Genomic DNA, 22,434 nt, shown 5'->3' on the forward strand with positions numbered 1-22,434 from the left:
GCCAAAAAAGAAAATACAGGGTGGGCTTTACCTGGTTTTTAAACCAAAGCTTTTACAATCTATCTATACTCACTGGTAAATCCTGAAGGCTTTGCACCTTCCTCAAGGATGCTAATAATTCCCCATGCGGCACGTTCTCCTGCAAGTATGGCAGCATTTTGCGATCCGTTTAACAGCTGGTCCCCGGCCATGAATATTTGAGTAGTTAGCCTGGTTTCTGTAGGGTCCATATCATATTGGCATTGGGTAAGATCTGGTAGTGCCTTTTTAATACGGTAATATTTTATAAACTTTTGCACCTTTATCCCGCAATACCGGCGCAGCTCCTGGATAATCTTTTCCTTTAGTTCTTCAGGAGAAAGAGGGCTTTCTTTAATTACCGTCACAGATAAGAGTTGTTGCTCTCCCTTTTCTTCTACAGCAATGGCTGTAGGATAAAAAATATTATTAATCAAAGCCTCTTTATCTGCTATTAAACCAATAACCGCATCGTCTATCACTCTGTTCTTAGTGGTAAAATAGAAATTATAGCAGGATTTCCATTTCACTTCCTGTCCCCGCAAGTTGGGAACCAGTTCTTCCGCCTCAGTGGCAATAATGGTAAAATGGGAAGCTGCTTTTTTTTCTTCTGAAAAAATCAAACCTTCATTACGTACTTCTTTTACAGTGCTATTAAAATGAAAGGTGGTATGTTTAAGATTTGCGGCCATTTGAGCAGGTAGGGCTTTTATTCCGGTTTTAGGGATCACCGCCCTGCCTTCTCCAAACATCTTAAATATAAATTTGAACATCCGGGAAGAGGTCTTTAGTTCAGGTTCTAAAAAAATACCTCCAAAGAAAGGCCTGAAAAAACTATTAATGATTTTTTCTGAAAAATCCTGTTCCTGCAGGTATTGCAAAGTGCTCATCTCTTTACTGCTAAAAATTTCTTCAGGTGATTTCTTCCGAAGTTCCAACGTAAGCTTTAAAATCTTCCACTTATCAGCAAGCGCACCAATATTAGAAAATATTGTAGGCAATAACGCTGAAGGATCCCGAAATGGATCTCCAATACGATGCTTTTTGCCTTCAGAAAAAATAACTGCCCCGGGTTTTAGCGGCTGTAGTTCTAAAGCATCCATATTTGCATATTCCTTTAGCTTTGGATAGGCGCTTAATAAAACCTGGAACCCACGATCCAGCTGGTAACCTTCAACAATATCGGTTTGCAGCCTGCCGCCTGGTTTTTCTGCCTTATCATAAATTGCGGGATAATAACCATTAGCTTCTAAAATCCTGGCGGCGGTAAGTCCGCTCAATCCTGCGCCAACAATATTTATTTTGTAGTCCTTTTTTTCCATAGCTTTTGCTTCAGGTTATATCAAATTTAAGGTTTAACTGGCTTTTTACCGCTTTACGTTTGTTAAGAGATATTTTTTCTAAAAAAAATTTAATTTGCCCGGCTTCCTGCCAAAATGCTCCTGATAACCGCCTTATTGATCATATTTCCTTCTCCACACTATATAAAAATTTTCTTTCTGCAGAATCCACAACATCAAAAACAGGGTGAAAAAATAGCATAAAACACTTATTTACAGTAAATTGTAAACTCTACCCACAATTTATTCAGGTTTTAGATCCTAATTTAATATTAACCTCTATTAAATATCTAAGTCATGAAAGATTTGTCCAGCATTAGAAAGAAAAAACAAGAAGTTGAAGATTCCCTGCTTAAGATCCCAGGAGTAAATGCTGTGGATGTGGGAAAGAAAATTGTAAAGGGAAAAAGAACCGATGAGCTCGCCATAAGGGTCTATGTAACCGATAAAAAGGCCAAAAAAGACATTCCTGATGATGAACAAATTCCCTCTAAAGTGGGAAAGTTTAAAACCGATGTTATCCAGATGAAATTCAGGCCGCATGTAGTCAGGAAAAAAGTGTCTGAACTGGCCTTAATGGCAGATACGGGAAGATATGATCCCCTGCAGGGCGGCATAAGTATTGGTCCCTGCCGGGCAGTTGGAGGATATATTTATGTTGGAACCTTAGGGATGATTGTTAATGACAATACTACCGATGACCAAATGATGTTGAGCAATTTTCACGTGATGGCACTTAATAACAGCTGGTCTGCCGGGGATACCATGGCGCAGCCCAGCCGGGTTGATGGTGGCAGCTGCCCCGCAGATGTGGTAGGCGAATTATCACGTGCTTCGCTTGGAGGCAGTGTGGATTGCGCGGTTGCCACTCTGGATACTGAGAGGGATGTGGCCTGCAGCATCCAGGACATTGGAGATATAAGTGGTATCGCTACTGCTTCTATTGGTGAGAATGTGAGAAAAAGGGGAAGAACCACAGAACTTACCTACGGGACTATAGACAGTATTGACCTTACCGTAATCATTAATTACGACGGGGTTGGAGATGTTACACTTACCGATCAGATTGGGATTGATGTGGACACTGCCCAGAGCAATGCCTTTGGTTTGGGAGGAGACTCCGGCTCTGTGGTGGTAAACGCAAGCAATGAAGTGATAGGCCTTTATTTTGCCGGGAATATTGAACAGCGGGATGATGACGGAAATATTATCCTGGAAGAAGGAGTTTTTGGTATTGCAAACCCCATAGCAGAAGTGCTTACCGAAATGGATGTAAGTGTTTGCCTGCCAAAGAGAAAACCGGAATTGAAGGAAATCAAGGAAAAGGAAAAAGATAAGGAGTTTAAAGAGGTAAAAGAATTCAAGGAAAAAGATAAGGACAAAGACATTAAGGAAAAAGAAAAAGAAGGAAAGGAAATTAAAGAAAAAGAAAAGGAGAAAGACAAAGAAGGAAAAGAAATCAAAGAAAAAGAGAAAGATAAAGAAGTCAAGGAATTTAAGGAGAAGGAAAAGGATAAAGATAAAGAGCTCAAGGAAATAAAAGAAAAGGATCGTAAGGAGTTTAAAGAGAAGGATAAGGATATTTTCGAAAATCCCGGGGACAACTTCAACAATCCAATAACCAGGAGAATTGAGGCGCTGGAAAATACGGTTAATCAGCTGTCACATTTTATTGAAAGTAACCTGCGGCCAGATCTTTCCCGCAGTTCTTATAAAAATGAGCAGGACCTTCAAAAAGAATACAGGCAAAAATCTAAAAAAGCCAAGCAGTATAAAGATCAAAAAGATTCTGAACATCTGTATTAAAAGAAAATAAAGGTGAACTATATTTTCTCTTCCACAGATGACCTTTCAGCATTTTGGCTTTTTAAGCTGCTCCGGCCACAGGTTAAAAACCTGAAACTGGTAACTGAAGAAATGCTTTGGTATAACCGGTATTTCAGCTTACGTATAAGCACCTCATCTTCCGGCTTTGCAGTAAAGCTGGAAGACGGTACTTATATTTCAAATAATGGCACCGGGTATATTATTAACAGGCTTCAAAAAATTCCTCTTGAACATGCAGTGCAGGTGCAACAGCAAGATTTGCAATATGCCATGCAGGAGTCCCATGCGATCCTGTTTGCCGCGCTGGCCTCTTTTGAAGACAAAATCAACAATCCTCCCACTCCAAATTGCTTACACGGCAACCTTTTGCCTATACCGGTATGGCTAAAAAAGGTACTGGCTCTAGGAGGCGAAACTATAGATTATCCCATTTTACCAGGCGCGATTCCTGCCCGGGAAATTTCAATTCTGGTGTTGTTTGGAGAATTGCTTTTCAGCAGTATTCCAATTCCTGCCGGGATTAGGGAATTATGCCTTAATCTTTCAAAATGGAGCAATAACCCTACAATAGAGTTCAATTTTATTATAAACGATAAAAACTGGTTGTTCAGTAATGCCACGTTATTACCAGATTTCAGGAAATATCTGGACCGGTTTAATGTAGATGAAATAGGCGTAATGTTAAATAAGAATGTAAATTGATATGGTCTTAGTCTGCGGAATTCCTTCTGAAAAACCCGTGGCGCTCCTGGTCCAGCGACTGAAGGAGCAAAATATCCCTCATGTTATTTTCAACCAGCGAAATTTTGAAAATATTGAATTTCATTTCCAGATTTCCGAAGGAAAAATTACAGGAAGCCTTGGCCTTGAAAATAAACCATATGATCTCCAAAAATTTACCGGAATTTATAACCGCCTGGTAAATTACAGTACTATTCCTGAGTATGCCGGAAAGGACGAAATTATTAAAATTAAATGTCGTGTTTTACATGAAAGCCTGATGCAGTGGTTTGAAGTCACAAATGCAAAAGTCCTGAACAAAAATTCTTCCATGACTTCCAATATGTCCAAACCTTTCCAGATAAACCTTATTAAAAAATTCGGTTTATCTGTTCCCGAAACCCTTATTACCAACCGGCCGGAGGAAGTAGTTCACTTTTACAGGCAAAAAGGAACGATTATCTATAAGTCTGCCAGCGGGGAACGCTCTATTGTAAAAACACTTAAGGAGGAAGATCTCCAAAAACTTCCAAAAATATGCTGGTGCCCAACACAATTCCAGGAATATATTGCGGGGGACAATGTGCGGGTGCATGTGTTGGGAGAAACGGTTTTTGCCAGCAGGATCACCTCAGCAAAAACCGATTATAGATACGACCAAAAAGCCAGTTACACAAGCTTTAGCCTTCCGGAGAAAATAAGCAAAGCCTGTATAAAACTTACCAGGAGTACAGGAATGCACTTTTCTGGCATCGACTTCAAATATCATCCTAAAGAGGAGAAATATTATTGTTTTGAAATGAATCCCAGTCCCGCTTATAGTCATTATGAAACAAATTGCAGGCAAAACATTTCAGCAGCATTGGCCCAATACCTCGGCTGCTAATATCATTCCACTATAACAGGTTCCACATCCCAAATTTCGACACTGTAATCTCGTATAGACCGGTCTGCAGAGAATTTCCCCATATTAGCAACATTGTGGATAGATTTCTTAATCCACTCTTTTTTATTACGCCATACTTCATGAATGTGCTCCTGGCAGTGCATGTAAGACTGGTAATCCTTAAGCAAGAGGTAAGGATCCTGTTGCAAAAGGTTCTCATAAACCGGGCGAAAAAGTTCAGGGTCTCCGTTAGAAAGTTCTTCTGAAACAAGGAAATCAAGTACCTGCCTTAGTTGTTCATTTTCTTCATACAACTTATAAGGCCGGTAACCTTCTGCCTTAACCTCCTGCACTTCTGAAGCAGTAAGGCCAAAAAGAAAGAAATTCTCCTCCCCCACCTGTTCACATATCTCCACATTGGCCCCATCTAGTGTTCCCACTGTTAATGCCCCGTTTAAGGCAAATTTCATGTTCCCCGTACCCGAGGCTTCCTTGCCAGCAAGGGAAACCTGTTCGGAAAGATCGGCCGCGGGATAAACTTTTTGCGCCTGTTTTACACTGAAGTTTGGCAGAAAAACAACCTTAATTTTATCATTTACATCTGCATCATTATTTACCAGTTCACTAACCGCGGTAATAAGCCGGATAATGCGCTTGGCCATAAAATATCCCGGGGCGGCTTTGCCTCCAAAAATAAAGGCACAGGGAGCAACTTCGCCGGCCTTTCCATTTTTTATTTTAAGGTAAAGGCTTAAAATATGAAGTATTTTAAGATGTTGGCGTTTGTATTCATGTATCCTTTTTACATGCACATCAAAAAGCATTTCAGGAGCTATGGAAATTCCCGTTTGCTCCTGTATATAACGAGCCAGGTTTCTTTTATTTTCCAGTTTTACTGCTGCCCATTTTTGTTGGAATTCTTCATCTTCCACATACTTTTCTATAGCTTTTATTTCCTCAAGGTTAGTATACCAACCTTCTCCAATTTTTTCTGTAATAAGTCCCGCCAGGCCGGGATTACTCACTGCCAGGAACCGCCGGTAGGAGATTCCATTGGTTACATTGGTAAATTTTTCTGGCCAAAAACTTGCAAAATCATTAAGCACCTGGTTCTTTAACAACATAGAATGCAGGGCTGAAACTCCGTTAACTTTATAACTGCCCACAGTTGCCAGATGTGCCATACGTACTGAAGGTTCTCCCCGCTCATCTATAATAGACATCCCGGCAATTTGCTCCCCGCTAAAATTCTGGTCCCTCAATTCATGTAAAAAACGACTGTTTATTTCATAAATAATCTCCAGATGGCGTGGCAAAATTTGCCCCAGCAGGCTTACCGGCCAGGTTTCCAAAGCCTCAGGTAAAAGCGTATGATTGGTGTAGGCAAAGGTTTGTCTTGTAACCTCCCACGCGGTATCCCATTCCATATCATGGCGATCCACCAGCAACCGCATAAGTTCTGCTACTGAAATTGAAGGGTGGGTATCATTAAGCTGAATGGTGAATTTTTCGTGCAGGCTCTCCAAACTTCTACCCTGGAACAGGTGCAGGTGCAGGATATCCTGAAGCGAACAGGAAACAAAGAAATATTGTTGTTTTAAGCGAAGTTCCTTGCCGGAGAGGTTCTCATCGTTAGGATAAAGTACCTTGGTAAGGTTTTCAGACCTTATTTTTTTCTCTACGGCACGATAATAATCGCCGCCGTTATAGGCTGAAAAATCAAAAGACTCTATAGCTTCAGATCTCCACAAACGCATGATAATGCCATTGCCCTTATAACCAAGAATAGGAGTATCGTATGCCGTGCCCTTAAGTTTCATCTCGGGGATCCATTCTACATGAAAATCATTATTGGAATCCTGGCCATGTTCAGTTTTCCCGCCAAATTTCACCTCGTAGGCAATCTCCGGCCGCACCACCTCCCACGGATTTCCATAATGCAGCCATTTATCTGTAGCTTCAGACTGCCAGCCGTCTTTGATTTCCTGCTTAAAAATTCCGTATTCGTACCGTATCCCGTAGCCCACAGAAGGAATCCCGCGCGTGGCCATAGCATCCAGGTAACAGGACGCCAGCCTGCCAAGGCCGCCGTTTCCCAGGCCCGGCTCCACCTCTTCTTCCAGCAAATCTTCCAGTTTTATGTCCAGTTCTTCCAGCGCCTGCCTTGTTTCTCCGGTTATCCTTAAGTTAAGGAGATTCATCCCCAGGTGCGGGCCTGGCAAATATTCTGCTGAAAAATAAGCGACAGATTTCGCGTTCTTCCGGGCAATTTCATTTGTAGACTTTACAAATTGTTTAAAAGCTCTGTCTCTAATGGCCAACGCGAGGGCAGAATACAGGTCCAGGTTGCTGGCAAGCGGAGGGATACGCCCAATCCGGTAAAACAGGTTTTCAAGAAATGAAGATTTTATTTCCTCTTTGGTCAGGCCCAGGTGTTCTTCTGCTTCTTTTGAAGAAAGATAATTCCTGATTGTTTCGTTCTGTTGCATTGGATTTTGTTTAGATCAAAAGAGATTAAAAAATAGTCATTTTTTTATTAAGCCTGTGGGTAAACTTTTTAAAGGCCTGGTCTTCGGCATCTATATCCTTTATATTTTCTGCGGAAGATGATATCTCTAAGGCTTTCAGAACTTCCAAAGGCTTTAAGGAATATGCTATTTTCAATAAACTCTAAAAAGATATGAAGATTTTGTAACAATTTCAGCACAAGGGCCTCCAATTAATAACTTACAATGCATTATATTTAGCAAATTTTTAACTTAAAATTACATCAATGACAATCATCAAATTCAAACCGATGGTATTCATGCTGTCATTGCTTCTGGTTGGTTTTGTTTCCTGTAAAGATAATGGGAAAGACAAAAATGACACCGCAGATGCAGGTTTATCAATCGATTACGAAAAGTATGAGCTGGATAACGGGCTCAATGTTGTTCTCCATCAGGACAAATCAGATCCTATTGTTTCCGTGGCTATCCAATACGGCGTGGGATCTAACCGTGAGAAAAAAGGCCGCACCGGGTTTGCGCACCTTTTTGAGCATATGCTGTTCCAGGAATCTGAAAATGTTCCGCAGGACCAATTCTTCAAAAAAATACAGGATGCCGGCGGAACTTTAAACGGAGGCACCTGGCAGGACGGAACGGTTTATTATGAAGTGGTTCCCAACAACGCACTGGAAACCGTGATGTGGCTGGAATCTGACCGTATGGGATATTTAATCAATACCGTTACAGAATCTGCTTTTGTTAATCAACAGGAAGTGGTACAGAATGAAAAACGCCAGCGCGTAGACAATAATCCTTACGGCCATACCAGTTGGGTGATAGATAAAAATTTGTATCCGGACGGGCACCCCTACAGCTGGCAGGTAATTGGAGAACTGGAAGACCTTCAGAATGCCACCGTAGAAGACGTAAAGGAATTTTATGATAAGTTTTACGGCCCAAATAATGCCACTTTAGTGATAGCGGGAGATTTTGACAGGTCCAAAACTAAAGAAATGGTGGAAAAATACTTCGGGGAAATCAAAAAGCGCCAGGAAGTGGAGCCCCTGCAAACACAAACTGTGTCCCTTGATGAAACCAAAAGGTTATACCATGAAGACAATTTTGCCACCGCGCCACAGTTAAATATGGTCTGGCCGGCGGTAGAGCAGTACAATAAGGATGCCTACGCCCTGGATTTCCTGGGCCAGGTATTATCTGACGGGAAGAAAGCGCCGCTCTACAAGGTGCTTGTTAAGAAAAGAGAACTCGCTTCACAACCTTACGCATATAATAGTGCAGACCAGATTGCCGGTAAATTTCAAATTCAGGTAACGGCCAATGCCGGGGTAGATTTAGACAGTGTGGAAGCCGGGATTGAAGAAGCTTTTGACCTGTTTGAAAAAGAAGGTGTTACGGAGCGTGATATTGAACGTATTAAAGCAGGGCTGGAAACCGATTTTTATAACGGAATAAGCAGCGTCCTCGGCAAATCTTTCCAACTGGCGCAATATGATGTATTTGCGGGAGATCCCGGATTTATTGAAGAAGATATCCAAAACATCAAATCTGTCACCAAAGAAGACGTAATGAGGGTTTATAACAAGTATATAAAAGATAAACCTTTTGTGCTTACCAGCTTTGTACCCAAGGGCGAGATGAACCTTATTGCTGAAAATTCTGAAAAAGCAGAAGTTGTAGAAGAAGAAATCACTGAGAACGTAGAGACTGAAGTTGTGGAGACTGAACAGGAAATCCAGAAAACCCCTTCAAATTTTGATCGTTCCGTACCGCCTGAAATGGGAGAAACTCCCAAACTAAGCATTCCGGAATCCTGGACTGTAGAAATGGATAACCAGATGGAAGTTTATGGCATCGAGCAGCATGAGCTGCCTTTGGTGAATTTCAGCCTGGTTATAGACGGCGGCCATCTTCTTGACGATCTTGACAAAAACGGCGTGGCCAATTTAATGACCGATATTATGATGGAAGGTACCGCCACCAAAACGCCTGAAGAGCTGGAAGAGGAAATAGACCTGCTTGGCGCAAACATCTATATGTACACTACAGATGAATCTATAGTGATTCGTGGCAATACGCTAAAACGTAACTTCCAGGAAACCATGGACCTTGTCCAGGAGATTTTGCTGGAGCCAAGATGGGATGAAGAAGAATTGGCACGAGTTAAAACCAGCACCATCAACAGCATCAAAAGAGCTGAAGCAAATCCTAATGCCATTGCAGAAAGGGTTTATAATAAGGTTTTATATGGTGAGAACCACCCTCTTGCCTATCCAACTTTAGGCTCGGAGGAATCTGTTGAATCTATTACCATGGAAGACCTTAAGGGCTTCTACAATAAAAATTTCTCTCCAACTGTGAGCCGTTTTCATGTAGTGGGAGATGTTAACAAATCTGAAGCTTTAGCTGCCGTAGAAGGCCTGGAAAAGAACTGGGAAGCCAAAGAAGTAAATATTCCTGAATTCGAAATTAAGAATGAGCGCGATAAAGCTTCTTTATATTTTGTAGATGTCCCTAATGCCAAGCAATCGGTGATCAATATTGGGTACATTGCCATCCCGCGTACAGACGAAGATTTTTTCCCTGCGGAAGTTATGAATTATAAGCTGGGAGGATCTTTTTCAGGAAACGTGAATTTGATTTTAAGAGAAGAGAAAGGCTATACCTACGGAGCAAGATCTGGTTTTAGCGGAACTAAAATTCCGGGCACCTTCACAGCCTCTTCAAGTGTTAGAACAAATACTACGGGAGAATCTGTAGAAATTTTCAGGGACGAAATTGCCAAATACAGAGACGGCATCAGTAAAGAAGATCTTGAATTTACCAAGAACGCGCTTATAAAATCCAATGCCCGCCGCTTTGAAACCCAGGGATCGCTATTGGGAATGCTTCAGGAAATGAGCGCGTATGAGCTGGATCCAAAATATATTGAAAATGAAGAAAAGATCATTGGGAATATGACGCTGGAGCAGCATAAAGAGCTTGCCAACAAATATTTAGATGAATCAAAAATGGCTTATCTGGTGGTAGGCGATGCCGCCACCCAGTTTCAGCAGTTTAAAAATATGGGCTTTGATGAGGTTAAATTATTGAATAAAGAAGGGGAAGAAGTCAAACTTTCGGCAGTAAAACCATAAATAAATTTACTGATTTTGGTCTTAAAAAAGGCTGGTTGAAAAATTTCAACCAGCCTTTTTTATTACACTTTTAGGTTGCAATAAACGCCATGCAATTCGTATAGCATTGATTTTCAATAGTAAACTTTTAATTATGGGATTTTAATTTATTTTCTTCAATATTAAGAATATTTCGGCATGCTTTTGGTTTCCTAATAATATGTTAATAAATAGTGAAGAAAAGTTAATGAAGATGATAAGAAAGATTCTACATTTGTCTTCCAGATTACATAAAATCCCCAATTATGGTAATAACAAAAAATATAAGTCGGGAACAAATTGCAACAACTAAAATGTTCCGTTCCCTCTCTACCCCAATGCAGCAAAATATCCTGAAAATGCACAATATTTTGAAAATTCAGGAAGAGATTGATTTAGCAACTGCCGTTGGCTTGCAAGCCTGGAATACTATCACTAAAACCACTTATGCAAATCGCATAATTGTACAGGAATTGCTGCAGAACAAAGAAATTTAAATTTTCCAATTTTGTACTTTCCCGAATCACCCCTTGGTGCAGCTGTACCTTGGGGTGATTTTTATTTCTAGTTTCCTCATGCAGATTGCTTTTTCAGATAAAAGATCATGGCGGCTTTACTTTCCATTTGTTTATCTTAGCTTCTAAAATAGTAGGATTTCTTATGCAGGCAATATCTTTCAGGGCAGTACTGCTGCTCTTCTTCGTTTCTACATTTATTTCCACTACAAAAGCCCAGGGCATTAGCGATGCACAGCTGGACAGCCTTGTGGAAAAAACCATGACTACTTTTAATGTTCCCGGAATTGCAGTGGCAGTTCTTAAAGACGGAAAAATTGTTCATATGAAGGGATACGGCGTACGGTCCCTGGAAAAGGGAGGAGAAGTAAATGAAAATACCCTTTTTGGGGTGGCTTCCAATACCAAAGCTTTTACCAGTGCGGCTCTTGGAAAGCTTATAGACCAGGGAAAAATTTCCTGGGATACCAAAGTCACCGAAATTATCCCGGAATTTAAATTGTACGATCCTTACGTCACCAGCGAGTTTACAATCCGGGACTTGCTTACCCACCGCAGTGGCCTGGGCCTTGGTGCCGGCGACCTGATGGTTTTTCCGGCAGCCAACAAAACCAATATGGAGGAACTTATCTATAACCTAAGGTTTTTAAAACCGGTTTCTTCTTTCCGATCCAAATTTGATTATGACAACCTGCTTTATATTGTGGCCGGAGAGATTGTGGAAAGGGTTGCCGGGGAAGATTACGAAGAATTTATAAGGGAGAATATATTGGAACCGCTTCACATGGACCGTACCGCCATGTCCTGGCACCGTATTGATGATTATTCCAATGTAATTGAAGGCCATGCCCCGGTAGATGGAAAACTGGTAACTGTTGGCCTGAGTTTTACAAAAGTCGCCAATCCTGCCGCAGGTATTTATTCTTCAGTAAATGATATGAGCAAATGGGTGCAGGCACAATTAAACCACGGCAAATATGGCGAAGATTTGCAAAAGCGCCTTTTCAGCGAAGAGGTCCATGAGGAAATGTGGACGCCTCAAACCATTTTAAGAACCGGAAGCGGAGATTATAACACTCATTTTAAAGCTTATGGTCTTGGCTGGTTTCTTAGTGATGTTAATGGTTACAAAGAAGTGACCCATACCGGCGGACTTTTAGGAATTGTGAGCCAGGTTACCATGATCCCGGAACTGGACCTGGGGATCATCGTGCTTACCAACCAGCAATCCGGAGCGGCATTTAGGTCAATTACCAACACTATTAAAGATTCCTATTTTGGGATTGAAGGCGAAAACAGGATTAAGCAATACAACAACACCAGGATTAAAAGCGAAAAAGAGGCCGACTCTGTAGTAGCTCAAATTTGGAAAGAGGTGGCTGCAGTTCAGAAAAGTAAAAGCTTGAAGCCAGGGTCCATTTCCCGTTATACCGGCACTTACCAGGATCCCTGGTTTGGAAAAGTGAAAATTTCTGAAAAAGGCGGAAAGTTGTTTTTTGAAGCTGAAAATGCTCCTGATTTTAAAGGAGAGATGAGCTTTTACAAAGGCAATGCGTTTGTGGTAAAATGGAACGCCCGTGGATTAAATGCCGATGCTTTTGTAATTTTTTCCCTGAATAAAGAAGCGGAAGCTAAAGGATTTTCCATGGAACCTGTATCTCCCATGACCGATTTTAGTTATGACTATCAGGATTTAAATTTCACCAGGATATAGACCAGACAGAAAGCAACCGGAGAAAAACATAGATATAAATCCGGGATGGCTAATGCGATTACCTCAAAATTGCTTTTACAAACTAATATTTTCTATTAATGTAATTTTCCTCTTACAATCTAAAAAATCAGCAAATTTATTATCCCGTAAAACAGGAGTTAAATAACATATCTTTAGAAGTTATTTAACTTTCCGCGCCAACATTATGTTCTAATTTTAAAGTTGTGAAGCAGAATCCTCCCCAGGAAAACTTTCCTTTCTCCTTCAGCTACAAAAGGAATTTTTAACTCAAAAACCAGGAAAATTATGTTTTACCACGTAAAAGAATTACAGTACAATGCCAGAGTGTCCAAACCCGATCCGGGATTTGCCAGTATGCTGCTGGAGCAGTTTGGGGGTGCGAACGGGGAACTGGCGGCAGCGCTACAATATTTTACACAGGCGTTTTCGGCTAAAAAAGTACATCCGGACAAGTACGATATGCTTATGGATATTGCTACGGAAGAGTTCAGCCACCTTGAAATTGTGGGAGCAACCATCCAGATGTTATTAAAAGGAGTAAACGGTGACCTTAAGAATGCCGCTGAAGAATCTGAAATAATGGCTTTGATGAAAGGAAAAGCCTCTAAGGAAGAATTTATTCACCAGGCAATGGTTAACCCTCAGTTTTTTAATCTTACCGGTGGTGGCGTGGCCCCTGTGGACAGCCAGGGAAATCCCTTTAGCGGGAAATATATAAACGCCAACGGGGACCTTACGGTAGATTTGCGTTCTAATATAGCTGCAGAATCCAGGGCAAAAATTGTATATGAATATTTGCTACAGCACACCAGCGACCCTCATGTTAAAGATACGCTCAGGTTCTTGATGACCCGGGAAGTGGCGCATTTCCAGATGTTCCAGGCAGCACTGGATACCATAGAGCCAAATTTCCCTCCGGGAGTATTGCAAAGTGATCCACGGTACAGCAATAAATATTTCAATCTTTCTAACGGGGAAGATGTTCGAGGCCCCTGGAATGAAGGCAAAAGCCCGCAGTTAGGGGAAACATGGGAATACATTTCCGATCCTATTGCACATGTGAAAGAATCTAAGGGAATGACAGAGAACCACTCTGCTAATTCCACAAGGAGCCTGGAAGAAGTAGATAAAAAGAACAAGGAACTTAGTAAGAAGAAGAGCCAGGAGGTGAAAGCGGCAATGCCAGACGGGGAAACCCAATGGAGTAAATACTAAATACCTCCCATTATTTCTGGAGAAGTTTTATTATTCCAGAAGCAGAAACTGCTTCTGGAATTACTTCTTTTAAACCAACCCTTAAAACCTGTTATGGCTGAAAAATTTTATATTGAATATTACACAGATCCCCTTTGCTGCTGGAGCTGGGGAATGGAACCTCAACTGAGAAAATTAAGATATTTATTTAAAGGCCGCATTGCTTACCGCTACATCATGGGAGGCTTGTTGCGCGACTGGCAGCATTTTGAAGATCCTATGAACAATATTTCCAGGCCTGCACAAATGGGCCCGCTCTGGATGGAAGCTAAACATTCTACCGGCCAGCCTGTAGAAGAAAGCATCTGGTTGCATAATCCCGTAGACACCTCTTATCTTGCCTGTATGGCCGTTAAGGCGTCAGAAATGCAAAGCCACACAGCAGGAGAAGCCATGCTAAGGGAATTGCGCGAAGCGGTAATGATGAAGAAGCAGAATATTGGAGATAAAGAAGTCATTTTTGATATTGCGGGAAAACTTCAGGAGAAAAACCTGCTGGATCTGGAAGTATTCAAAAAAGCCATGCATTCTAATCAGGCTGCAGACTTGTTCCGGAAAGATCTGGAGGCACTAAAGATTAAAGGGATAACCCGTTTTCCCAGCCTGTTGATTAGTTACGGCGAGCGTACGGTTCAAATCACCGGGTACCGGCCCTTTAATGTTCTAGTAGATGCTTTTAAAGCCTTGGACCCCAATTTGGAAATTGCTGAAAATATTAATGAAGAAGATTATATTAACAGCTGGGAGTATTTAACCCATAGGGAATTGAAAGAAATCAAGGACCTGGCTATCAGCAGAACTTAAGATACTGTTCTAAGAGAGCTTAATATTTCTTCCACAAATTGCCTGTTATTGGACATAGCGGGAATTTTATGCTGCCCGCCCAGTTTTTCCTTGCTTTTAAGCCATTGATAGAAGGTACCTTCCGGCACTTCTCTTACTACAGGCTTATCTATAGCGGTATCTGCTTTCCTTTTCTGGCGATAATCCTCATTAAGATTGCAGAGTTCTTCATCAAGTATTTTGGCAAATTCCTCGGGACGGGCAGGAGGTTTTTTAAATTCTACCACCCATTCATGGTAACCTTTTTCTCCCTGGCTGTAGAAAAATGGTGCCACCGTAAAATTGCTCATCAAGGTACCGGTTCTTTTACAGGCTTTCGCCAAAGCTGCTTCTCCCTGTTCTGCAAAGAGATCTTCCCCAAAAACATTGAGACAATGCTTTGTTCTTCCCATTATTTTAAACCGAAAAGGATTCAGGGAAGTAAATTTTATGCTGTCCCCTATCTTATATCGCCAAAGTCCGGAATTTGTAGAAATTACCAGAGAATATTTCCTGCCGGTCTTCACTTCGCTAAGCAGCAACGTTTCCGGCGATTCATCAGAAAAATCTTCTTCAGGAATAAATTCATAGAAGATTCCATAGTTAAGCATAAGCAACATGGAAGTATCATCTGTTAGGTCCTGGATCCCAAAAAATCCTTCCGTGGCATTATAGATTTCCTGGTACCGCAGGGTGCCTGCGCCATCCAGTTCCTCAAACAGCGGCTTGTAAGGCGCAAAAGAAACTGAACCGTGGAAAAATACCTCCAGGTGCGGCCATACCTCCCTTATATCTTTAAATTTTTGTTCCTTTTGGATATGCTGTAGCAACAGCAGCATCCACATGGGAGAACCGGCAAGACTGGTTATTTTTTGTTGGGAAGTAATAGCAGTGATAGCCTCCAGTTTTTTCTCCCAGTCATTCATTAAAGCAACTTTTAGCCCGGGAGTTCTCCCCAGTTGTGCCCAAAATGGCAGGTTTTTCATTACGATTGCAGATATATTGCCGGTATAAAAATTATTTTTTCCTGCAACCGGGCTGCCCTCCTGGCTTCCTCCTATAGAAAGGTTTTTACCGGTAATCAATTTAGAATCGGGATGGTTACGCAGGTAAATGGCCAGCATGTCCCTGCCGCCCAGATAATGGCAATTTTTAAGGCCTTCTTCAGAAACAGGAATAAGTTTGCTGCTGCTTTCTGTAGTGCCCGATGATTTGGCGAAATTCTCCATACGCCCCGGCCAGAGCACATTTTTTTCACCCTGCATTGCACGGTGAATAAATGGAGTTAGCTCGTTATAATTTACCACAGGAACTTTTTCGCGGAAATCGCCGGGACTAGAGATACCGGAGAAATTATGTTTTTGGCCGTAAACAGTTCCTTTGCCCCTCTTCAATAATTCCGTTAAGACCTTTGCCTGTGCTTTTAAAGGATTCTCCTTCATTTCATCTATAGAAGACAATCTCCTCTTAAGGTATTGGTTCCCCAGCCTGTTAAATAGCCCCATGTATTCGTGTATTATTCAGGATATAAAATTAAAATACCCTGCATCCCCATCTATAGTCTCAAGATAACCAATCTGCATTATTTTCTTATGGAGTTTAACTTCTTTATAAGTAATCTGTGCCCTCCTTATGCCGAATTTTGCGGTAAAGGTAAAGAATGACTTTATGGCCTAAGACATAAAGCGGCCCTATTTTTTTCTGAAGAAAAAACCGTGTTCTTGACTTGGTTTAACAATTCTTAAAGGCGTTGCCTACATCCAAAAAAAATGTAACTTTAGAAAAATCGCTGCTAAAGCGGTTCATAATTAAGTATTTACAGCAAGCTGCACCAAATGTTTAAATTGGAACAGGTGGTACAGCTTTAAAACTATAGAAGGATTATTACCAGTTTTCATCATTCAGCAAACTGCCGGCTACACCTGTGGCTGCCCTTAATCTGTATAACTTTTTGCGGACTTTTTTCCTGTGCGCCAAAATTACAAAATGTAGAAGCGCCCATAGAGGAGCCTGAAGAATTCTCTTATAACGGTGCTGAAGTTGTTCCGGATAAATGGTGGCTTGCCTTCAACAATGAGGAGTTGAACTCACTGGTAAACCGGGGATTGAAGGAAAACCTGTCACTGGCGGGAGACTGGCAGTTCTTCCAGGCTGCCCTGGCCGTGGTGCAAAGAGAATCTTCTTATTTGTGGCCGGAAATAAATGCCACGGCAAGAAGTGCCATTAGCCGCCCCCAACCTGATTTTGCAGGAGGCGAAAATCTGCAATTAGGGCTTTCAGCTTCCTATGAAGTAGACTTGTGGGGCAGGATCCAGTCTGGAATAGAGGCTGAAGAATTTCGCGCGCAGGCTACTTTTTACGATTATCAGGCCGCTGCCATGACCCTTTCCGCAGAAATCAGCAACACCTGGTTCCAACTCTTAACGGCGAGGGAGCAACTGGAGCTTGCCAACGAACAAATTGAAATCAACGAAAATATAATGCGCCTTATAAGGGCCCGTTTTGTGGGGGGGGCAGGTACGCGCGGTAGACATCCTGCGCCAGCAGCAACTGCTGGAAAGTACCCGTAACCAGAAAATACAGTATGAGACGCAGGCAGCGCTTTTTGAAAATGAACTGTCGGTACTACTGGGTACTCCACCGCAAAACGAACTGGCAATTCCAGGGGACAGCCTTCCGGAACTCCCTCCCCTTCCCGAAACGGGGCTTCCGCTGGAACTTATTCGCCGCCGTCCCGATGTGTTGCAGGCTTATAACCTGGTCCTGGCAGCAGACAGGGAAATGGCGCAGGCCATTAGGAGCAAATTTCCGCAGTTATCATTGAACCTTCAGGGCCAGATGCGTTCCAATAATTACAATAACCTTTTCCAGGACTGGGCATATACCCTGGCGGGCAATATTGTAGCGCCTTTGTTTTATGCCAGGCGTATTCGTGCAGAAGTAAGCCGGACCGAAGCCCTTAAACAACGCCAGCTTTACCTTTATGGCCAAACTGTGCTCACCGCTTTTAGAGAAGTGGAAAACGCTCTTATACAGGAAGTAAAGCAAAAAAAGCAGCTGGAAGTCCTGCAAAGGCGGCTGGAACTGGCCCAAAAAACCAACCGGCAACTAAAACTGGAATTTCTTAACGGGATAACCGAATACCTGGATGTACTGCTGGCCCTGGACCAGGAGCAGCAACTACAGCGGGATATCCTGGAAGCAAGGCAAAGCCTTCTGGAAATAAGAATTTCATTATACCGTGCCCTGGCCGGAGGATTCGAAACGGAAACAACAGCAGCACCTTAACCGAAAATAATTATTTATGAGTACTAAAAAAATTATGATTATTTGTGCGGCCATTCTCCTGGCAGGGGCAGCGGTAACTTTTCTTATTTTTAGTACCGAACCTACTGCACAATCTGAAGGCGCCACTAGACAATCTGCCATGCTGGTAGATGTGGTAAAGGTGGAGAAAGGAAATTACCGCCCAATGATTGTGGCCACAGGAACAGTAAGGCCGGTGGAAGATGTGATGCTGAGTCCGCTGGTGGGTGGACAAATTATAAGGCGTGATGAGGCTTTTAGCCCAGGCGGATTTGTAAAAAAAGGGGAAGTGCTTTTACAAATAGACCCTTCAGATTACCGAAATACGCTGGAAATGAGAAAAAGCGATTTGCTCCAGACGCAAACCAACCTGGATATGGAAATGGGGCGACAGCAGGTAGCAGAGCAGGACCTTAATTTAATTGGCGGGGACACCCTTTCCCAGGAAGAGCGCTCCCTTGTACTGCGTCAACCTCAGTTAAATGCTGTAAAAGGAGATATAAAGGCTGCAGAGGCAGCTGTGGATCAGGCCAGGCTTAACCTTGCCCGCACTACTATCAAGGCTCCCTTTGATGCGCATGTACTTACACAAAACGTAACCCTGGGTTCACAGGTTTCCTCAGGAGATAATCTGGGGAGGCTTGTAGGTACGGAAGCTTACTGGATAAATCTCACCGTTCCCGTTGGGAAGTTACAGTGGCTTACTTTCCCTGATTCCGATAAGGATACCGGCTCTTTGGTGAAAATTAAAAATTCTACCGCATGGCCTGCGGGAGCCTTTCGTACGGGATTTTTAGACAAACAGGTTGGCGCTTTGGACGACCAGACGAGGCTTGCCCAGATTTTGGTAAGGGTACCAGATCCCATGGCTCAGGCAGACAGCCTTATGGATAAACCTGAACTTATGATAGGCGCTTTTGTGGAGGCACAAATGATTGGAGAAGAAATAAAAGAAGTGGTGCGCATAGACAGGGATTTGGTGCGAAGCAATCAGACGGTTTGGGTAATGGAGGATGGGAAACTTGCCATTCGCGAAGTGGAAATTATACTTTCTGATGCGGAATATGCCTACATCAGCAAAGGGCTGAAGGAAGATGATCTTGTGGTGGTCACCAACCTGAGTACTGTGGCTGAAGGTTTAGAGCTTAGAAGGGCGGCAGATTCTACTGCGGCGGGTAACGGGGAAATACGGGGAACGGAAGAATAAATGCCATGGAAAAATCAGAGAACAAAAAAGTACGGAAAGAGGGTGCCATAGGCTATATGGCGAGAAATTCCATAGCCGCCAATTTACTTATGATCATCCTTATTGGAGGCGGGATATGGACCATGTTCAAAATTCAGAAAGAGGTTTTTCCTCAGTTTCAACTTGACTTTGTAAATGTGAATGTGGTTTATCCCGGTGCTGCCCCGGCAGAGGTGGAACAGGGAATTTTGCTTCCTGTAGAAGAAGCCGTGCGCGGTATACAGGGCATTAAAGAAATTGTTTCTACCGCAAATGAAGGCTCAGGAAATGTTTCTATAGAACTGGTGGCGGGAACAAACCGCATGAAAGCTTTTCAGGATATAGACCAGGCGGTAAGCAGGATCAGGACTTTTCCCGATGATATTGAACAACCCGAGGTAAGTTTGCAATCCCGGCAGCGGGATGTGATGGAAATTGGCCTTTACGGCGATGTGGATATCTGGACACTCCGCAAACTCGCCGAACGGCTGCGGAACCGTCTCCTGAGCAATCCAAATATCACCCAGGTAGAAATAGGCAACGTACCGGAATACGTAACCCACGTGGAAATTCCCCGTAATAATTTAAGAAAATATAACTTAACCCTTGGCCAGGTTGCCGATATTATCGCCCAATCCAGCGAAGATGTTCCCGCGGGTTCTGTAGAAACCCAGTCGGGAGAAATTTTGCTGAGGATGCAGGAAAGAAAACAATGGGCCCAGGAATTCGGGAATATTACTATAGTCTCTTCCCCTTCAGGAGCAAAAGTAACGCTTGCCGATATTGCTGAAATTACCGATGGATTTGAAGAAACAGGGTTCCACGGGCAATTCAACCAAACCCCTTCCGTAGACATGGAAATTTTCAGGATTGGAGACCAGTCCCCATTGGAAATTGCAGAAACGGTGAAAGAAGTTCTGAAGGATTTTCAACTTCCGCCGGGAGTGCAATTCCGCATAGACAGCAACAGGGCTGAAGATTACCGGGAGCGCCTTTCCCTTCTTACCGAAAATGGCATTATGGCGATAGTGATCGTGCTGGTAATCCTTACGTTATTTTTAGAATACCGGCTGGCGTTTTGGGTGATGATGGGAATGGCTATTTCTTTTATTGGCGGGATGATTTTTCTTCCCCTTTTTGGCCTTAGCATTAATATGATTTCCATGTTCGGGTTTTTGGTGGTACTGGGAATTGTGGTAGACGACGCTATTGTGGTGGGAGAAAACATTCATGAATACCGGCAGCAGGGAATGGGATATATAGATGCCGCCATTAAGGGTACGCGGGATGTTTCAAAACCTGTGGCTTTTAGTGTAATTACCACAATTATCGCCTTTGTCCCTTTGCTTTTTATGCCCGGCGAGACAGGAAAATTCTGGTGGCCATTGCCTGCTGTGGTTATCGTGATCCTGGCCGTTTCCCTTCTGGAAGCCCTTTTTATACTTCCCTCCCATCTTGCCCATCTTTCAGAAAAGAAACGTAAAGGCTGGGTACTAAAGCTGGAAAGCTGGCAACAATCTTTTGCCAGGGGTTTTGATCATGTTATTGATAAATACTACCGGCCACTGCTGGACCTTTGCCTTAAATACCGCTATATCACCCTGAGTGCCGCAGTGGCCTTGCTGCTTATCGTGGGCGGCTACGGCTACAGCGACCATATGGGAATGATCATGATGCCGGAAGTTGCTGCAGATGAAATTGAAGCAGGAGTGAGATTACCGGTTGGCACCACTCCATACCAGGCGGCCAAAGTAGCCGAAGATATTACCCGCTCTACTCAAAAAATGTTTGAAGAGCATAATTTATATGAAGTTGCCGAGGGTATTAAAACCAATGTTCGCGGCCAAAATTTTATTGATGTGGAAATCGTAATGCTGCCTCCCGATGAAAGGGATATGAGTGCGCGGGAGCTCATCGCCTTATGGCGGGATAATATTGGCGATATTGAAGGCGTAGACCAGATTACTTTTGAAGCCGAACGTGGGCCGGGAGGATATCAGCAGGATATAAGTGTAGACTTAAGCCATTCAGAAATTGATGTTCTGGAAAAAGCCAGTACCGCTTTAATACAACGTATGGAAGCTTTTGAAAATACAAGGGATATCAGCGATAATTTTAACAAAGGAAAACTGCAGTACGATTTTAAACTACTGCCGGCAGGAAGAAACCTTGGTTTAACCTCTAATGAAGTGGGCCGGCAGGTGCGGGATGCCTTTTACGGCGCATTGGCCATGAGGCAGCTAAGGGGAACCAACGAAATTGAAGTGAGGGTAAAATTACCACTGGAAGAACGCCGGGACATTCAGAACCTGGAAGATTTTATTGTGCGCACCCCGGAAGGTGTGGAAGTGCCGCTGCTGGATGTGGTACGCGTAGAACAGCGGGAAGCTTTTACCTCCATTAACCGCAGGGATGGCCGCCGTGTGGTGAATGTGGGAATGGATGTAGAACCTGCAAATGCGGTCACGCGCGTCCTGGCCCGGGTGCAGCAGGAAGTACTGCCCCAGCTAAGGGCAGATTTTCCGGGCCTCACCTGGAGTTTTGAAGGAAGCCAGGCCGATATGCGTGAATCTACCGATTCCCTCTGGAGCGGATTCTCGATGGCCATGCTGCTTATTTACGCCCTGCTTGCCATAGCTTTTGGCAGCTATACTCAGCCAATTATTGTAATGACTGCTATTCCATTTGGCGTGGTGGGTGCGGTAATTGGGCATATTATTCTGGGCTATGACCTTTCCCTGGTGAGCCTTATGGGAGTTATCGCATTATCTGGCGTGGTGGTAAACGATTCCCTTATAATGATAGATTATGCCAACCGCCAGCGGGACACATTAAGTATTTATGAAGCCATTCATGAAGCCGGGCTGCGAAGGTTCCGGCCAATAATGCTCACCACGCTCACTACTTTTGGAGGCCTCACCCCTATTATTTTAGAAACTTCCAGCCAGGCCTTCTATTTAATTCCCATGGCTATTTCTCTTGGCTTCGGAATTATTTTCGCAACCTCTATAATATTGGTAATAGTGCCTTGTTTATACCTCGCCCTGGAAGACATTAGCCTCCTTATAAAAAAAGGCAAAAAAGTACAACGAAATCCAAGGCCGGCGGAGGGCTAATACAGGAA

At 42.9% G+C, this 22,434-nt stretch carries 15 protein-coding genes; 12 read left to right on the top strand and 3 right to left on the bottom strand.

The annotated features are described in order from the left end of the window. Window positions 1–59: 59 nt before the first annotated feature. On the bottom strand, window positions 60–1,340 hold the full coding sequence (locus tag AB8M93_RS05340; protein ID WP_373056543.1) for an FAD-dependent oxidoreductase: 1,281 nt from the start codon (window positions 1,338–1,340) through the stop codon (window positions 60–62). Window positions 1,341–1,655: 315 nt separating this feature from the next. Between AB8M93_RS05340 and AB8M93_RS05345 the strand changes: the two genes are divergently transcribed. From AB8M93_RS05345 to AB8M93_RS05355, 3 genes are read left to right on the top strand one after another with little or no spacing between them, the layout of a single operon-like run. Next, window positions 1,656–3,164, top strand: a complete 1,509-nt coding sequence (locus AB8M93_RS05345) for a chymotrypsin family serine protease (RefSeq protein WP_373056544.1) — start codon at window positions 1,656–1,658, stop codon at window positions 3,162–3,164. Between the two features lie 12 nt (window positions 3,165–3,176). Beyond that, the gene (locus AB8M93_RS05350) at window positions 3,177–3,887 is read left to right on the top strand and encodes a hypothetical protein (protein ID WP_373056545.1); all 711 of its coding nucleotides are present in this window, start codon (window positions 3,177–3,179) and stop codon (window positions 3,885–3,887) included. A 1-nt stretch (window position 3,888) separates the two neighbouring features. After that, window positions 3,889–4,791, top strand: a complete 903-nt coding sequence (locus AB8M93_RS05355; protein WP_373056546.1) for an ATP-grasp domain-containing protein — start codon at window positions 3,889–3,891, stop codon at window positions 4,789–4,791. A gap of 2 nt (window positions 4,792–4,793) precedes the next feature. Here the strand turns inward: AB8M93_RS05355 and AB8M93_RS05360 are convergent, their stop codons facing one another. Then, window positions 4,794–7,280: a glycogen/starch/alpha-glucan phosphorylase gene (locus tag AB8M93_RS05360; RefSeq protein WP_373056547.1), complete on the bottom strand. Its 2,487-nt coding sequence runs from the start codon at window positions 7,278–7,280 to the stop codon at window positions 4,794–4,796. A 284-nt stretch (window positions 7,281–7,564) separates the two neighbouring features. Here AB8M93_RS05360 and AB8M93_RS05365 point away from each other — a divergent pair, with 284 nt between their 5' ends. The 5 genes from AB8M93_RS05365 (at window position 7,565) to AB8M93_RS05385 (ending at window position 14,761) form a co-directional block, all read left to right on the top strand. After that, complete coding sequence (locus tag AB8M93_RS05365) at window positions 7,565–10,435, top strand: M16 family metallopeptidase (protein ID WP_373056548.1); 2,871 nt, start codon at window positions 7,565–7,567, stop codon at window positions 10,433–10,435. Window positions 10,436–10,719: 284 nt separating this feature from the next. After that, window positions 10,720–10,950, top strand: coding sequence for a hypothetical protein (locus AB8M93_RS05370; protein WP_373056549.1), 231 nt, complete (start codon window positions 10,720–10,722; stop codon window positions 10,948–10,950). A gap of 163 nt (window positions 10,951–11,113) precedes the next feature. Next, window positions 11,114–12,682, top strand: a complete 1,569-nt coding sequence (locus tag AB8M93_RS05375; RefSeq protein WP_373056550.1) for a serine hydrolase — start codon at window positions 11,114–11,116, stop codon at window positions 12,680–12,682. 306 nt (window positions 12,683–12,988) lie between these two features. Further along, complete coding sequence (locus tag AB8M93_RS05380) at window positions 12,989–13,918, top strand: manganese catalase family protein (protein WP_373056551.1); 930 nt, start codon at window positions 12,989–12,991, stop codon at window positions 13,916–13,918. Between the two features lie 93 nt (window positions 13,919–14,011). Then, complete coding sequence (locus tag AB8M93_RS05385) at window positions 14,012–14,761, top strand: DsbA family protein (protein ID WP_373056552.1); 750 nt, start codon at window positions 14,012–14,014, stop codon at window positions 14,759–14,761. Here the strand turns inward: AB8M93_RS05385 and AB8M93_RS05390 are convergent. Continuing rightward, window positions 14,758–16,284, bottom strand: a complete 1,527-nt coding sequence (locus tag AB8M93_RS05390) for a GH3 auxin-responsive promoter family protein (RefSeq protein ID WP_373056553.1) — start codon at window positions 16,282–16,284, stop codon at window positions 14,758–14,760. The two genes, AB8M93_RS05385 and AB8M93_RS05390, sit on opposite strands and share 4 nt — an antisense overlap. A 576-nt stretch (window positions 16,285–16,860) precedes the next feature. On the opposite strand from AB8M93_RS05390, the gene AB8M93_RS05395 reads away from it, so the two are divergent. From AB8M93_RS05395 to AB8M93_RS05410, 4 genes are read left to right on the top strand one after another with little or no spacing between them, the layout of a single operon-like run. After that, window positions 16,861–17,349 carry a TolC family protein gene (locus AB8M93_RS05395; protein ID WP_373056554.1) on the top strand — a complete coding sequence of 163 codons (489 nt, stop codon included), beginning with the start codon at window positions 16,861–16,863 and terminating at the stop codon, window positions 17,347–17,349. Next, a complete protein-coding gene (locus AB8M93_RS05400; RefSeq protein ID WP_373056555.1) occupies window positions 17,282–18,067 on the top strand; it encodes a TolC family protein in 786 nt (261 codons plus the stop codon). Before AB8M93_RS05395 ends, AB8M93_RS05400 begins: the two co-directional genes overlap by 68 nt. A gap of 16 nt (window positions 18,068–18,083) precedes the next feature. Then, entirely contained in the window at window positions 18,084–19,292 is a 1,209-nt protein-coding gene (locus tag AB8M93_RS05405; RefSeq protein ID WP_373056556.1) for an efflux RND transporter periplasmic adaptor subunit, read from the top strand. Between the two features lie 5 nt (window positions 19,293–19,297). Further along, a complete protein-coding gene (locus AB8M93_RS05410; RefSeq protein WP_373056557.1) occupies window positions 19,298–22,426 on the top strand; it encodes an efflux RND transporter permease subunit in 3,129 nt (1,042 codons plus the stop codon). Window positions 22,427–22,434 lie beyond the last annotated feature (8 nt).

This window comes from Autumnicola aciditolerans (assembly GCF_041679265.1).
In the GTDB taxonomy this organism is placed as follows: Bacteria; Bacteroidota; Bacteroidia; order Flavobacteriales; family Flavobacteriaceae; genus Autumnicola.

Bases quoted from the DNA above. Each gene is read 5' to 3' on its own strand.
- AB8M93_RS05370 (WP_373056549.1), top strand. From the start codon at position 10,720: ATGGTAATAACAAAAAATATAAGTCGGGAACAAATTGCAACAACTAAA.
- AB8M93_RS05390 (WP_373056553.1), bottom strand. From the start codon at position 16,284: ATGGGGCTATTTAACAGGCTGGGGAACCAATACCTTAAGAGGAGATTG.
- AB8M93_RS05385 (WP_373056552.1), top strand. From the start codon at position 14,012: ATGGCTGAAAAATTTTATATTGAATATTACACAGATCCCCTTTGCTGC.
- AB8M93_RS05405 (WP_373056556.1), top strand. From the start codon at position 18,084: ATGAGTACTAAAAAAATTATGATTATTTGTGCGGCCATTCTCCTGGCA.
- AB8M93_RS05355 (WP_373056546.1), top strand. From the start codon at position 3,889: ATGGTCTTAGTCTGCGGAATTCCTTCTGAAAAACCCGTGGCGCTCCTG.
- AB8M93_RS05345 (WP_373056544.1), top strand. From the start codon at position 1,656: ATGAAAGATTTGTCCAGCATTAGAAAGAAAAAACAAGAAGTTGAAGAT.
- AB8M93_RS05410 (WP_373056557.1), top strand. From the start codon at position 19,298: ATGGAAAAATCAGAGAACAAAAAAGTACGGAAAGAGGGTGCCATAGGC.
- AB8M93_RS05340 (WP_373056543.1), bottom strand. From the start codon at position 1,340: ATGGAAAAAAAGGACTACAAAATAAATATTGTTGGCGCAGGATTGAGC.
- AB8M93_RS05375 (WP_373056550.1), top strand. From the start codon at position 11,114: ATGCAGGCAATATCTTTCAGGGCAGTACTGCTGCTCTTCTTCGTTTCT.
- AB8M93_RS05380 (WP_373056551.1), top strand. From the start codon at position 12,989: ATGTTTTACCACGTAAAAGAATTACAGTACAATGCCAGAGTGTCCAAA.
- AB8M93_RS05365 (WP_373056548.1), top strand. From the start codon at position 7,565: ATGACAATCATCAAATTCAAACCGATGGTATTCATGCTGTCATTGCTT.
- AB8M93_RS05360 (WP_373056547.1), bottom strand. From the start codon at position 7,280: ATGCAACAGAACGAAACAATCAGGAATTATCTTTCTTCAAAAGAAGCA.